Source organism: Hydrogenophaga laconesensis (assembly GCF_031457235.1).
Taxonomy (GTDB): domain Bacteria; phylum Pseudomonadota; class Gammaproteobacteria; order Burkholderiales; family Burkholderiaceae_C; genus Hydrogenophaga; species Hydrogenophaga laconesensis.
In genome coordinates this window covers 38,656-50,929 of the sequence record NZ_JAVDWE010000002.1, presented here as the reverse complement: position 1 = coordinate 50,929, position 12,274 = coordinate 38,656, and the positions used below count along the sequence as shown (strand labels likewise).

14 protein-coding genes are annotated in these 12,274 nt (G+C 67.2%); 8 read left to right on the top strand and 6 right to left on the bottom strand.

The features are described 5' to 3' along the window. Nucleotides 1-10 precede the first annotated feature (10 nt). Complete coding sequence (locus J2X09_RS04615) at nt 11-1,075, top strand: Kelch repeat-containing protein (RefSeq protein WP_204732920.1); 1,065 nt, start codon at nt 11-13, stop codon at nt 1,073-1,075. A 5-nt stretch (nt 1,076-1,080) separates the two neighbouring features. Here J2X09_RS04615 and J2X09_RS04610 read toward each other — a convergent pair whose 3' ends face one another. After that, the gene (locus J2X09_RS04610; RefSeq protein WP_204732921.1) at nt 1,081-1,746 is read right to left on the bottom strand and encodes a hypothetical protein; all 666 of its coding nucleotides are present in this window, start codon (nt 1,744-1,746) and stop codon (nt 1,081-1,083) included. 200 nt (nt 1,747-1,946) lie between these two features. Between J2X09_RS04610 and J2X09_RS04605 the strand changes: the two genes are divergently transcribed. Together J2X09_RS04605 and J2X09_RS04600 are read left to right on the top strand one after the other, a co-directional pair. Beyond that, entirely contained in the window at nt 1,947-2,426 is a 480-nt protein-coding gene (locus J2X09_RS04605) for a MarR family winged helix-turn-helix transcriptional regulator (protein WP_204732922.1), read from the top strand. 76 nt (nt 2,427-2,502) lie between these two features. Then, nucleotides 2,503-3,540: a Rieske 2Fe-2S domain-containing protein gene (locus J2X09_RS04600; RefSeq protein ID WP_204732923.1), complete on the top strand. Its 1,038-nt coding sequence runs from the start codon at nt 2,503-2,505 to the stop codon at nt 3,538-3,540. Between the two features lie 108 nt (nt 3,541-3,648). Here J2X09_RS04600 and J2X09_RS04595 read toward each other — a convergent pair whose 3' ends face one another. Both J2X09_RS04595 and atpE read right to left on the bottom strand, forming a co-directional pair. Then, nucleotides 3,649-4,203 (bottom strand): hypothetical protein, encoded by a 555-nt coding sequence (locus J2X09_RS04595; protein WP_204732924.1) that lies wholly within the window; start codon nt 4,201-4,203, stop codon nt 3,649-3,651. Then, nucleotides 4,203-4,442: a F0F1 ATP synthase subunit C gene (atpE, locus tag J2X09_RS04590; RefSeq protein ID WP_204732925.1), complete on the bottom strand. Its 240-nt coding sequence runs from the start codon at nt 4,440-4,442 to the stop codon at nt 4,203-4,205. The genes J2X09_RS04595 and atpE overlap by 1 nt, the downstream gene beginning before the upstream one ends. 175 nt (nt 4,443-4,617) lie before the next feature. On the opposite strand from atpE, the gene J2X09_RS04585 reads away from it, so the two are divergent. Then, nucleotides 4,618-6,039, top strand: a complete 1,422-nt coding sequence (locus tag J2X09_RS04585) for an ATP-binding protein (protein WP_310307577.1) — start codon at nt 4,618-4,620, stop codon at nt 6,037-6,039. Between the two features lie 9 nt (nt 6,040-6,048). Here the strand turns inward: J2X09_RS04585 and J2X09_RS04580 are convergent, their stop codons facing one another. From J2X09_RS04580 to J2X09_RS04570, 3 genes are read right to left on the bottom strand one after another with little or no spacing between them, the layout of a single operon-like run. Then, a complete protein-coding gene (locus J2X09_RS04580) occupies nt 6,049-6,492 on the bottom strand; it encodes a MarR family winged helix-turn-helix transcriptional regulator (RefSeq protein WP_204732927.1) in 444 nt (147 codons plus the stop codon). 5 nt (nt 6,493-6,497) lie between these two features. Further along, nucleotides 6,498-7,442: an alpha/beta hydrolase gene (locus J2X09_RS04575; protein ID WP_310307574.1), complete on the bottom strand. Its 945-nt coding sequence runs from the start codon at nt 7,440-7,442 to the stop codon at nt 6,498-6,500. A gap of 21 nt (nt 7,443-7,463) precedes the next feature. Continuing rightward, nucleotides 7,464-8,204: an SDR family NAD(P)-dependent oxidoreductase gene (locus J2X09_RS04570; protein ID WP_204732928.1), complete on the bottom strand. Its 741-nt coding sequence runs from the start codon at nt 8,202-8,204 to the stop codon at nt 7,464-7,466. Between the two features lie 150 nt (nt 8,205-8,354). Between J2X09_RS04570 and J2X09_RS04565 the strand changes: the two genes are divergently transcribed. The 4 genes from J2X09_RS04565 (at nt 8,355) to J2X09_RS04550 (ending at nt 12,270) form a co-directional block, all read left to right on the top strand. Beyond that, a complete protein-coding gene (locus tag J2X09_RS04565; protein WP_204732929.1) occupies nt 8,355-9,965 on the top strand; it encodes a flavin-containing monooxygenase in 1,611 nt (536 codons plus the stop codon). A 49-nt stretch (nt 9,966-10,014) separates the two neighbouring features. After that, entirely contained in the window at nt 10,015-11,058 is a 1,044-nt protein-coding gene (locus tag J2X09_RS04560) for a TRAP transporter substrate-binding protein (RefSeq protein ID WP_204732930.1), read from the top strand. Between the two features lie 109 nt (nt 11,059-11,167). Beyond that, nucleotides 11,168-11,599 carry a hypothetical protein gene (locus J2X09_RS04555; RefSeq protein WP_204732931.1) on the top strand — a complete coding sequence of 144 codons (432 nt, stop codon included), beginning with the start codon at nt 11,168-11,170 and terminating at the stop codon, nt 11,597-11,599. Nucleotides 11,600-11,712: 113 nt separating this feature from the next. Next, nucleotides 11,713-12,270, top strand: coding sequence for a hypothetical protein (locus tag J2X09_RS04550; RefSeq protein WP_204732932.1), 558 nt, complete (start codon nt 11,713-11,715; stop codon nt 12,268-12,270). Nucleotides 12,271-12,274: the final 4 nt, after the last annotated feature.

Genomic DNA, 12,274 nt, shown 5'->3' with positions numbered 1-12,274 from the left:
AGACTGTTCCATGAGCCTTCGCCGCCAGTTCCTCGTCACCGCTGCCGCCCTGTCTGTGCCATCGCTCCTGCGCGCCCAGCACCATGGCCACCACAGCGGCCAGTTCGAACGCCTGAACCAGCCCGGCCGCATCGACCTGCCGGAGATCCACGCGCAGCAGGCCGTCAGCGACAGCCCCGCACCCCGTGCGGTGAGCGCCGGCGCGTGGCGGGTGCGGGCGCCCTTGCCCATTCCCCGTACCGAAATGGCCTGGGCGGTGGCGTACCGCCACCGCGTGCACCTGGTCGGCGGCTATGCCGAGCAGCGCGTCGACAGGCCTTACCACCACGCTTACGACCCCGTGTCCGACCGGTGGGAAGAACTGCCGCAGCTGCCGCGCGGTGCGAACCATGTGGGCGTGGCCACGCTGGGCGACCGCCTGTACGCCTTCGGTGGTTTCATCGAGCAGAACCGCACGCCGCACGATGAGGCCTTTCGCTTCGACGGGGCGCGGTGGGAGCGCATCCGCCGCCTGCCGGAGACCTGTGGGGCGATGGCTTGCATCGCGGTGGGTGACCGCATCCACCTGGTGGGCGGCGCCATCGGCAGCGAGTGGCGGCGCTCCGTCGACTGGCACATCGTCTACGACCCCGCCAGCGACCGCTACGAGAAACGTCAACCCCTGCCGGTGGCGCGCGACCACATCGGCATCGTCGTTGTCGGGCGCCACCTCCATGTGATCGGCGGGCGTGTCGACTCCTTCCACACCAACAGCAGCCTGCACCACAGCTACGACGCGCAGGCCGACCGCTGGGTGGCGCGCACGCCCATGCCCACGCCGCGCAGCGGCCACGGCTGCGTGCTCTATCGCGACAAGGTGTTCGTCATGGGCGGTGAGGGCACCAACCGCGTGTTCGGCCAGAACGAGGCCTGGGACCCCGTGGCCGACCGATGGGAATCGCACGCACCCATGCTCACACCGCGTCATGGCATGGGCGCGGTGGTGATCGGCAACGAGATCATCGTGGCGGGCGGCGGTCCCCAGATGGGCGGTGGCGTGAAGAGCGCGATCAACGAGTCGTTCACGCTGGGCTGAGGCGCTCAACCCTCCCGCGAGGGAGGGCGCCGCAGCGGTGGTCTGGGGGCGGGTGGGTCGCGCCGGTTCCCGATCGAGAAGGGCACCGTGTCCACGAAGTCCTGCTGTGCCTTGGGCGCCAGCTCGCCGCCGTTGAGCAGCACCTGGATGTATTGGATGTACGACTCGCGCACCGTTTCGGCGAACAGGCCGGACCAGGATCGGAAGACGGTGTCCTTGTCCAGCGGGTTCAGTTCGAGGGTGCCCTGTAGGGCGCCTTCCAGGCATTGGGCCAGGCAGATCGGATCGAATGCGGTGCCCCGCAACTGGATGCCGGGTATCTCCCGGCCGAGGATGCGCTCCAGCGCGGCCGCCTCGTCGTGCGCGTGGTCCTGGATGCGCCGTGACAGGCGGTGCACGTTGTTGGAGCGCACCGGGGACGAGTGCCTGCCGTTCAGTTCCTGGGTGAACAGGTGCGCAAACCGGTTGCCGATCTGTGCGCCGCACGAGAGCAGTTGTCGCGCCAGGTGGCGCTCGGCGGACAGCGCCGGGTAGTGGGTATCCGTGTTCGCGTAGACGAGCAGCAGGACCTTGCGCAGGTACCCGGTCGCCATCCACGGGGCATCGAGGGTGGCGAATTCCGTCAGAAGGAAGAGCATCGGTGGCGGGGCAGAGGCGCCGGCGGGTTGCATGTGAATCGCTCCGAATCGAGAAGACCCATGTTCCCTTTTCGTCGGAAGAGGCAACCGCCGCGGGCTTCAACCGGGGCGCTGGCGGTACCAGGCGCATCGACGCGGACATGAGCCAGCGCACAGGCCTCGCCCGGTCGCGACGACAATAAATGCCGCGCACGCCGAATGAATTCCATTGACTTACACCATCGTCGCATCCGATGACCGAACGCTCTCGCACCCACCGTCAAGCCCCCTCACCGCCCGTCGCTGAAAGCCCGGAAGCCACATTGGGCCTGCACGAGCCGGGCCATCTGTTCCGCCGGGCCCATCAGCATTCGGTCTCCTGTTTCAACACCGTGTTCGGGCGTGCCGTCACGCCGCTGCAGTACGCCGCGCTGCGTGTGCTGCAGGAACACCCGGGCATCGACCAGGTGACGCTGGCCGCCGCCATCGCGCTGGACACCTCCACCACGGCGGAGATCGCCGTGCGGCTGGAACGCGATGGCTGGATCGTGCGCGAGATGGGCGCGCGCCGCCAGCGCCGCCTGGAGCTCACGGCAGAAGGGCAGCGCGTGATCGCTGAGATGCTCCGCTCCGAAGCCGTGCTCGCCGATCGCATCCTCCAGCGGCTGGACACGAATGAGCGTGACGTGCTCATGGGCCTGATGCACAAGCTGCTCGGCCAAAGTCCCGGCTGACGCCGTTTCGCCGCGGTTGACGACCTTGCGAGCTTTGGCTACCATTTGATTCAGTGTACTGAATGAAGGAGACGACATGAGCTGGATGCGCAACGCCTGGTATGTGGGGGCCACCTCGGACGAAGTGGGTGACAAGCCATTGGGCCGGCGTCTGCTCGGTGTCCGCATGGCGTTCTTCCGCGATGGAGAGGGCCGCGTGCAGGCGGTCGAAGACTTCTGCCCGCACCGGGGCGCGGCGCTGTCGCTCGGCCGTGTGTGCAAGGGCGAACTGGTGTGCGGCTACCACGGCCTCGTGATGGGCGGTGACGGTGTCACCCGATCGATGCCGGGTCAGCGCGTCAGCGCCTTCCCCCGCATCCAGCGCTACGCGGTGGAGGAGCGCTATGGCTTCATCTGGGTGTGGGCGGGCGAGGCGGATCAGGCCGACCCGGCGACCATCCCCGTGCTCGAATGGCACAACAATCCCGCCTGGGCGCACGGCGGTGGCCTGTTCCACATCAAGGCCGACTACCGGCTCATGATCGACAACCTGATGGACCTCACGCACGAGACCTATGTGCATTCCACCAGCATCGGCCAGGAAGAGATCGACGAGACACCCTGCAAGACCACGCGCGAAGGTGCGACCGTGGTCACCAGCCGCTTCATGGAAAACATCGAAGCCCCGCCGTTCTGGCTCGATGCGTTGCGCGCCATCGGTGTGGAGGGCAATCCCAAGGTCGATCGCTGGCAGATCTGCCGCTTCTCGCCGCCCAGCCACGTGCTGATCGAGGTGGGTGTGGCACTGGCCGGTCACGGCGGCTACGATGCGCCGGACGACAAGAAGGTGTACAGCGTCGTGACCGACTTCATCACGCCCGAGGTCGATGGGTCGATGTGGTATTTCTGGGGCATGGCGCGGCGCTTCCGGCCCGACGACGCCGAGCTGACCGAGCGCATCCGCGCGGGGCAGGGCGGCATCTTCACCGAAGACCTCGAGGTGCTCGAACGCCAGCAGCAGAACCTGGACGCCTTCGCGCAGCGCAAGCTGCTCAAGCTCAACATCGACGCGGGCGGCGTACAGGCGCGCCGAATGATCGAGGAACATATCGCCCGCGAGACGGCGAGCGTCTGAAGCAACGCCCGCAGAGGCATCGAAGACCCGGCTTTGCCGGTCCGATCAAGGTCGTTGTCTTCCACGGCATCCACCAGCAACGCGTGAACCGGTGGCTCAGCGCGGTGGTTAGCCCCCGCGCTCGCGGTCGGCTGAAGCGGTGGGGGGCTTGCGATAGGCCACCTGCGCCATCTGCAGCGCGGCGATCAGCGTGCGGATCAGCCACAGCGCGAGCCGCTCGGGCCAGGGCGCATTCGCTGGCGCGACCCGGGGCAGGGTCGCGGCCCGGGTCTCGCTGAACGGCTCGAACGCCAGCCGCTCCAGCGCCGCACGCTCCTCCTGGTGCAGCCCGTCGTCGGGAGGCAGCAGCACCTCGAGGCTCTGCACACCGCAGGCGCGCAGGGCGGTGGCCAGCGGCAGCAGATCGTCGCGCGCGGGCTGCCAGTACACCATCTCGCGCGCACGGCGCCTGCCGCCCAGCACGATGACCGCATGCGTGGCCGCCGGCAGTGTGTGGTCCCACCCGCCGTCTGCGACCACCGCCCAGGCCAGGCGCGATGGCGTCTGCAGAAAACGGCAGGTGGTCAGCACCGTCACCCGGTCGAAGCGTGCGTCGCCCAGCAGGGCGTGCAGTGCGGCGCTGCCAAGGTTGCCGCCCGCTCCGGCGAGGATGGCGCCCCGCATCAGGCGAACGGCGCCGCCAGGGCGAACCACACGCCCAGCGCCACCGAGATGATGAACGCGCCGTCGAGCAGGCCGGCCAGCAGGAACACCTTGGGTTGCAGGGCCTCCATCATCTCGGGCTGCCGGGCGGATGCCTCCAGGTACCGGCTGGTCATGAGGCCGATGCCGATGCAGGATCCAAGGGCACCCAGGCCGATCATGTGGCCGACGGCGAGGGGGAGCTGGCTGAGGTCTGACATGGAGGACTCCTTTTGTTGGGGTAGACCCTACTGTGGCACTGTGCCGGCGTGAAATCCATGACGTGGGAGGTCATGCTCAACCCACCCCGGCTCGCCCAGCAGGCTGTGCCTGCCCTACACTGCGACAGGTTGCAGACCCCCGCCGCCCCTGCAACCTGCCATGGAGGAGGCCTTCGTGACCCACCCGGTGCTGATCTTTTTCAGCGACATCCGCACCCTGTCCACCATCCTGATCGCGATGCTGGGCATGACCTTCCTGGCCTACGCCAGTCCGCGGTCGTGGTCCTACGTCAAATGGCTGGCGGGTTCGGCACTGGTGTTCGGCGTGACGCAGGGGCTGCTGGTGTCGGTGGACGCCATGGGCTGGATCAGCGGTGAGGTGGCCGGCCCGGTGGGGTCGCTCATGGGCCTGGGCGCCATGGCGGCACTGTTCGCGGGTCTGCAGGCCTGTTTCGTGCCGCGTGGCATTCCCCCCGTCCGCGTGTTTGTCGGGGTGCTGCTGGGTGCGCCGGTGCTGGTGGTGGGCATGAGCGCCTGGCTGAACGGCTGGGCCTTTGCCGCGCCGGCGGTGATCGCCCTTCTCTTCCTGCTCGCCGCCGGCTGGCTGGTGTGGATCTGGTCGCGCGACGGCTGGGGTGGCCAGCTCGTGCTGGCGGTGCTGTTCCTCGGGTACCCGCTGCTGTTCGCGGTGGCGATGGTCTCCGACATGAGCTTGCTGCAGTTCCGCCGGGTGACGCCGCTGCCCGTGAGCATTGGCTATGTGTTCGTGATGACCCTCATCCTTCAGCGCGATTCACAGATCCTGGCGCGCGAACTGCGCGAGCGCGTGCGCGCCGAGCAGGCGCTGCAGCAGCTCACCGGATCGCTCGAAGAGATCGTGCGCAACCGCACGCAGCAGCTCGAGGAAATCATCCAGGGCCTGCGCTCGTTCGCCGGCATGGTGTCGCACGACTTGCGCGGACCGCTGCGCAACGCCGCCGGCCTGGCCGACATGGCGCTGGAAGAACACCGTGCGGGCAATGCGGCAGGCGCAGAACGTTCGCTGGAGCTGATCCGCCGCGAGGCGCAGCGCGCCTCGAACATGGTCAACGACCTGCTCACGCTGGCCAAGGTCGATGAGGAGCCACCGGCTCCGGAGCCTGTGGACATGCAGGCCCTGTTGCGCGACTGCGTGCAGTCGCTCGCGGTGCAGTTCCCGCAGGCACCCGAGGCGGTTCAGGAAGCCGCGCCACTGCCGGTGGTGCAGGCCGACGCGGGCCTGATGCGCCACGTGCTGATGAACCTGCTGGGCAACGCGCTGAAGTTCGGGGCCGAACGGCGCGACCTGCACATTGCACTCGACGCGAAGGAGGAGGACGGCTTCTGGCGGTTCTCTGTGGCGGACAACGGACCGGGCTTCGACCCCGCCAAGATCGGTGAGCTGTTCAAACCCTTCTCGCGGCTGGACGAGCGCCAGGTCGGCGGCACGGGGTTGGGGTTGACGGTGGTCAAGCGCGCGGTCGAACGGCATGGCGGTACCGTTGGTGCGTCGTCCACGCCGGGCCAGGGCGCGGCCTTCTGGTGGACGCTTCCCTGCAACACCGCCTTGCAGGGCTGAGCACCGCGCTCAGCGCCCGACGCGCTGCACATTCTCCAGGTTGCCCAGCATGCGCTTGAGCATGGCGATGAGCGACTCGCGCTCCGTCGCGCTGAACCCGTCGAGCAAGGCCTCCTGGCGTGCCATGGCCAGGCGGAACACCGTGTTGTGCAGCTTGTTGCCGGCCGGGGTCACGTGGTACTCGATCTTGCGCAGGCCCTGTGGCCGGGGATCGAGCCAGCCGTTTTCCACCATGAACGAGATCGACCGGCTCACGGCGCCTTTGTCCAGTCCCATCAGTTCACAGGCGCGCGAAGCGGTGGACCAGGGATGGATCTTGAAGTACGACAGGATGCGCCATTCGGTGACGCCGATGCCGAAGCGCTCGTTGTAGAGGCTGGAAGCGCTGCTGGAGACACGGTTGGACAACCACAGGAGCAAGCCGGGAACGTAGGTGTCGAGGTCGAGTTGCATGGGCTTCATCGATGGAAGGCGGTGTCGGTGACCAGGCTTTGCACGATGGTGTCGAAGGCCTGCGCGGCATTCGGAGAATAGTGGATCATGGACAGGAAGGCGTGCAACAGGCCCTCGCACCGCACCACATCGCAATCCACGCCGGCCGCCTTGAGCCGACGCCCATAGGCCTCACCCTCATCGCGCAAGGGATCGCAGGCGGCGGTGAACAGGCGCGTGGGCGGCAGGCACGCGAGGTCCGTGGCTTGCAGGGGCGAGGCGTCGGGGTGGCGCCGTGCCGCGGTGTCGGGGCAGTAGTGGTCCCAGAACCAGCGCATGTCGTCGGCGCTCAACAGGTGACCCTGTGCGAATTCCCGGTAACTGGGCGTGTCGAAGCCCGCGTCGGTGACCGGGTACACCAGCACCTGCAGGTCGACCTGCCGGGCTCCGGGTGTATCGCGCAGGCGGCGCGTGGCCACGGTGGCCAGCGTCGCACCCGCGCTGTCGCCCATCGCGATCAGGCGTGAAAGCGGTTGGCCAAGCCACTGCGAACCCTCCTGACCCGCATGGTCCAGTGCGGCAAGGGCGTCTTCGACCGGGCCGGGAAACGGGCTTTCTGGCGCGAGGCGGTAGTCCACCGAGAGCACAGCCGTGCCCGTTCGCGCCGCCAGCGTGGCGGTGAAATTGCCGTAGTCGGCCACCGAGCCCAACACCCAGCCACCGCCGTGAAAGAACACGATCAGGCGATCGTCATGCTGTGTGGGCAGGTAGAGGCGTGCCGGGACCTGGTGGCCTTGCGGGGTCGGGATGTCGACATCGCGCACCTGCGCCACCGCCTCGCCTTCACCGAACAGCGCCTTCATCAGGGTGGGAAAGGCGCGGGCTTCCGGGGCTGTGCAGGCGGAGAACGACTTGCGGCCGGCCATGCGCACGCGGTCCAGCAGATCGAGGGTGGGTTGGTCGATGCTCATGAAGGGTTTCGCTGGAAAGGGTCAGCCATTGATCACACCGCCGTCGACGGTGATCACCTGACCGGTGATGTAGGAAGACGCGTCGCCGCAGAGGAAGGCGACAACGCTGGCGACGTCCTGCGGTGTGCCGAAGCGCCGCAGGGGAATCTCGGCCAGGCGCTGATCGCCATGGCTCGCAATGAGGCCTTCGGTCATGCGGGTCTGGATCAGACCGGGCGACACCGCGTTGACCAGGGTGTCGGGTGCGAAGTCGCGCGAGAAGGCGCGCACCAGGCCCACGATGCCGCCCTTGGCCGCTGCGTAAGCCGCGCGTCCCGGCGTGCCGCGCTGGAAGGCGCGAGACGTCGAGAACACCATGCGAGAGGGCTGGCGCGTGTCACGCGCCGCCTGAAAGGCGATCGCCATCTCGTAGGCGTTGGTGAGGTTGCTGGCGATGGCGCGATCCCAGACCGAGCGGTCCGCGCGCTCCAGCCGGTCGACCTCGAAGAGGCCGGCCATGTGCACGAGTGCAAACGGTGGCTTGCCGCCCTCGTCGATGGCCTGCGCGCAAGCGGTGTGGTCGGCCAGGCCCGATGCCGAAACGCTCACGCCGGGGTGGTTCTGCAAGGCATGTCGTGCGGCATCCAGCCGCTCCCGGTCCGCATCGATCAGGTGCACAGATGAACCGGCGGAGAGAAAGAGCCGGGCACAGGCCAGGCCAATGCCACCCGCGCCACCGGTGATGAGCACATGCCGTCCGGCGAATTCGTCGTGTTGTGTCATGGAGTCTGGATTGAATTTTCATTATGTTGACTGGTCAACCTATGGTAAACCCTTGATCGGATGTTTTGTTGTTGACTTGTCAACCTATTTGAAAGATAGTCGGACCCATGCCGCCAGCTGGGGCGATGCAACAGAACGGAATCAGGAAACATGGTGGAGTCGGTCAATCGGTTGGACATGCTGGTGGTGGGCGCGGGGTTCGCGGGCATCTACCAGCTCTACAAGGCCCGTGAAATGGGCCTGTCGGTGCGCGTCCTGGAGGCGGGTGACGGCGTCGGCGGTACCTGGTTCTGGAACCGCTATCCAGGTGCGCGTTGCGATGTGGAAAGCCTGGACTACTCGTACTCCTTCAGCCGCGAGCTCGAGGAAGAGTGGCGCTGGAGCGAACGCTATGCGCCGCAGGCGGAGATCCTGCGCTACATCGAGCATGTGGTGGACCGCTTCGCGCTGCGCGATGGCATCCAGCTCAATGCCCGGGTGAGCAGCGCCGTGTTCGACGAGGCGCGCCTGCTGTGGACAGTGCGCACCGAACAGGGCGATGCGTTCGAGTGCACCTACCTCGTCATGGCCACGGGTGGCCTGTCGATTCCCCAGCGGCCGCAACTCAAGGGGCTCGAAGACTTCCAGGGCAAGTGGTACCACAGTGCCCAGTGGCCGAAGGAGGGCGTGGACTTCACCGGGCAGCGCGTCGCGCTCATCGGTACCGGGTCCAGTGGCGTGCAGATGGTGCCCGTGATTGCCGACCAGGCCGCCCGGCTCACGGTGTTCCAGCGGACCGCCAATTTCAGCGTGCCGGCGCACAACGTGCCTTTCACCGACGTGGCGCTGGCCGCCGCCAAGGCGCGCTACCCCGACCGCCGCGCCATGGGTCGCGAGGCCATCACCGGGCAGTTCCTCAACGCGAACACCAAGACCGCGGCGGAGATGACGGAAGAGGAGCAGCGCGCCGAACTGGAGTACCGCTGGCGTGGTGCGGGCGGTGGTTTCCGCATGCTGCGCACCTTCGCCGACCAGATGAGCAACCTGCAGACCAACAAGATGGTGGCGGATTTCGCGCGCGACCGCATCCGCGCCGTGGTGAAAGATCCCGCCAAGGCCGAGTTGCTGTGCCCGAAGGACGACCTGCCGTTCGGCGGCAAGCGCCTGTGCGTGGACTCGCACTACTACGAAACCTTCAACCGCGATCACGTGGACATCGTGGACGCGGCCGCGCACCCGATCCTGGAGGCCACGGCCACAGGCGTGCGCACCGACGAGCGGGAGTACGCCGTCGATGCCATCGTGTTCGCCACCGGCTTCGATGCCATGAGCGGTGCGCTCAAGGCGATCGACATCCGGGGCGTGAACGGCGCGGTGCTGCGCGACAAGTGGGCACACGGTCCCACGTCCTACCTGGGCCTGGGCATCGCCGGCTTCCCGAACATGTTCGTGGTGGCCGGCCCGGGCAGTCCGTCGGTGCTCAGCAACATGGTGCATTCCATCGAGACCCATGTGGACTGGATCATGGCCTTGCTGCGCCAGGCGCGCGCGAAGGGCGTGCGGCGCATCGAGGCCACGCAGGCAGCCGAGGATGGCTGGGTGCGTCGCTGCGCGGAAGAGGCCGACAAGACCCTGTATCCGCGCGCGAACTCCTGGTACATGGGCGCGAACATCCCAGGCAAGCCCCGTGTGTTCATGGCCTTCGTCTCCGGGGTTCCGCTGTACCGCCGGATCATCGAAGACGTGGCCGCGCGCGGCTACGACGGCTTCGAGATGGCCTGATTACCCGAGCGCATCCGATAACTCCATTCATCCACCCGAGAGAGACAACATGATCCAACGCCGAACCCTGCTCAAGTCCGCTGCTGCCGTGGCGGCGGTGCCCGCCATCGCGGCCCGCGCGCAATCGCCGATCACCCTGCGCTTCCAGACCTTCGTTCCCGCCACCTCCAATGTGTATTCGCGCGTGCTGGTGCCGTGGATGAACAAGGTCGAGAAGGAGTCGGGCGGGCGGCTCAGGTTTGAACACTATGCGGCCATGCAGCTCGGTGGCGCGCCGGCCCAGCTGTTCGACCAGGCGCGAGAAGGCGTGGTGGACATGGTGTGGTCGCTCGCGGGCTACACGCCCAACCGCTTCCCCCGCGCGGAAGTGTTCGAGCTGCCGTTCTTCACCTACGACGGTGAAGGCGCTTCCAGGGCGGCGTGGGAGTACATGAGCACGTACTCCGCCGACGAGCTCAAGGAGGTGAAGGTGATCACCTTCCACACGCACGGCCTGAACGTGCTGCACATGAAGAACAAGCTGGTCACCAGGGCCGCCGACCTCAAGGGCCTGAAGGTGCGTGGGCCATCGCGCAAGGCGACCGCGATCCTGGGTGCGGTGGGCGCCATCCCGGTGGGCATGCCGCTGCCGCAGATTCCCGACTCGCTGTCCAAGGGTGTGATCGATGGCGCCATCATTCCCTGGGACACGGTGCCGGCCGCCAAGCTCGACGAACTGACGAAGTTTCACACCGAATTCGCCAAAGGCATGCCGGGGTTCAACAACAGCATCCAGTACATGGTGATGAACAAGGCGCGCTACGAAAGCCTGGCGCCGGACCTGAAGCAGATCATCGACCGCAACTCGGGCCTGGAGGCGTCGGGCATGTTCGGCCGCGTGATCGCCGAAGCCGACCCGGTGGTGCGCAAGGGTGCCATCGACAAGGGCAACACGGTGCATGTCATGGGCAAGGCCGAGACGGAAGAGTTCATCCGGCTCACCGCGCCCATCACCGACGAGTGGGTGGCCGACATGGACAAGCGCGGCTTCGACGGCAAGAAGCTGCTGCAGGGCGGCCGCGATCTCATCAACAAGTACAAGCCGAAGGTCTGAACGCTTCCGTGCGTCGCACGCGAGAGCCCGCCCAGCGCGGGCTTTTTTTCGCGCGTGTGCCACGGTGGTATGGTCGCGGCGTTTTTTTGCCGACCCGAAAGGACCCTTGATGCTGTTGCGCCGCTTCGCCCTGTTGTTGCTGCTGTTGCCGCTGTGGCTGGCCGGATGCGGCAAGACCGATCCCCAGGCCGCTCTGGAAGCGGCCGTGCAGAAGCTGCAGGACAACCTCGAAGCACGCAGGACCAGCGATGTGATGGACCAGCTGCACGCGAATTTCCAGGCCGGCGAAGGCATGGACCGCGAGTGGGCCCAGCGCACCATGACGCTGATGTTCTTCCGTTACACGAACATCAGGATCATCGCGGTCACGCGCAGCAGCCGCATCGACAGTGGCAGTTCGCAGGTGGGCCACACCGAGGCGAAGGTGCTGGTGACCGGCGCGCAGGGGCTGATCCCCGAACGCGCGGAGCCTTATGCCGTGCGCCTGCAGTGGCGACTGGAAGGCCGTGACTGGAAGCTGATCGAGCTGCACTGGGAGTGAATGTCCGAGGCCCGGGTCGGACTCGGCCTACAGACGCCCCAAAACCCGCTTCCTAGCATGGTGTGACAAGGTCGCCGCGTCTCGCGCCGGCCCCGTTCACAGGAGGTCACACCATGAACCCATCGACACGTCCTTTTTCTTCTTCCCGTGGCTGGGTGGCCATGGCGGTGTTTGCCGTCTGCATGCCCACCGCCTGGGCTGCTGGTGCCGACAAGGCCGCGATCGAAGCCGCCTACCAGCGCGATCGTGCGGCCTGCCAGGCGCTGAGCCCCACACAGGACCGCACCAGCTGTCTGCGCGACGCCGGTGCACACCGCGCTCAGGCCCTGCGCACGGGCGTGCGCGGCGGAACGTCGCCGCAGGAACTGGAACGCAATGCCTTGCAGCGCTGCCAGTCGCACAACTCTCAAGAGGAACGCACGATCTGCGAGCGGATGGCGCGCGGTGAAGGCAGTTCCTCCGGCTCGGTGCAGGGCGGTGGCACCATCCGCGAGCTGGTGACGCAGGAGACGCTGCCGGCACCGCCTCCGCCGCCCATGGCGTCACCCGCACCGATGCTCTCGCCACCCGTGCCGGCCGCGCCGATGCCGCCGCCGTCCATGACGACACCGCCCTCGATGAACCCCACGCCGGCTCCGCTGCCGCCGGTGCCCGCGCCGATGACCCGGTAAGCCA

Bases quoted from the DNA above. Each gene is read 5' to 3' on its own strand.
- J2X09_RS04575 (WP_310307574.1), bottom strand. From the start codon at position 7,442: ATGAGCATCGACCAACCCACCCTCGATCTGCTGGACCGCGTGCGCATG.
- J2X09_RS04610 (WP_204732921.1), bottom strand. From the start codon at position 1,746: ATGCAACCCGCCGGCGCCTCTGCCCCGCCACCGATGCTCTTCCTTCTG.
- J2X09_RS04565 (WP_204732929.1), top strand. From the start codon at position 8,355: ATGGTGGAGTCGGTCAATCGGTTGGACATGCTGGTGGTGGGCGCGGGG.
- J2X09_RS04560 (WP_204732930.1), top strand. From the start codon at position 10,015: ATGATCCAACGCCGAACCCTGCTCAAGTCCGCTGCTGCCGTGGCGGCG.
- J2X09_RS04605 (WP_204732922.1), top strand. From the start codon at position 1,947: ATGACCGAACGCTCTCGCACCCACCGTCAAGCCCCCTCACCGCCCGTC.
- J2X09_RS04615 (WP_204732920.1), top strand. From the start codon at position 11: ATGAGCCTTCGCCGCCAGTTCCTCGTCACCGCTGCCGCCCTGTCTGTG.
- atpE (WP_204732925.1), bottom strand. From the start codon at position 4,442: ATGTCAGACCTCAGCCAGCTCCCCCTCGCCGTCGGCCACATGATCGGC.
- J2X09_RS04595 (WP_204732924.1), bottom strand. From the start codon at position 4,203: ATGCGGGGCGCCATCCTCGCCGGAGCGGGCGGCAACCTTGGCAGCGCC.
- J2X09_RS04570 (WP_204732928.1), bottom strand. From the start codon at position 8,204: ATGACACAACACGACGAATTCGCCGGACGGCATGTGCTCATCACCGGT.
- J2X09_RS04600 (WP_204732923.1), top strand. From the start codon at position 2,503: ATGAGCTGGATGCGCAACGCCTGGTATGTGGGGGCCACCTCGGACGAA.
- J2X09_RS04550 (WP_204732932.1), top strand. From the start codon at position 11,713: ATGAACCCATCGACACGTCCTTTTTCTTCTTCCCGTGGCTGGGTGGCC.
- J2X09_RS04580 (WP_204732927.1), bottom strand. From the start codon at position 6,492: ATGCAACTCGACCTCGACACCTACGTTCCCGGCTTGCTCCTGTGGTTG.
- J2X09_RS04555 (WP_204732931.1), top strand. From the start codon at position 11,168: ATGCTGTTGCGCCGCTTCGCCCTGTTGTTGCTGCTGTTGCCGCTGTGG.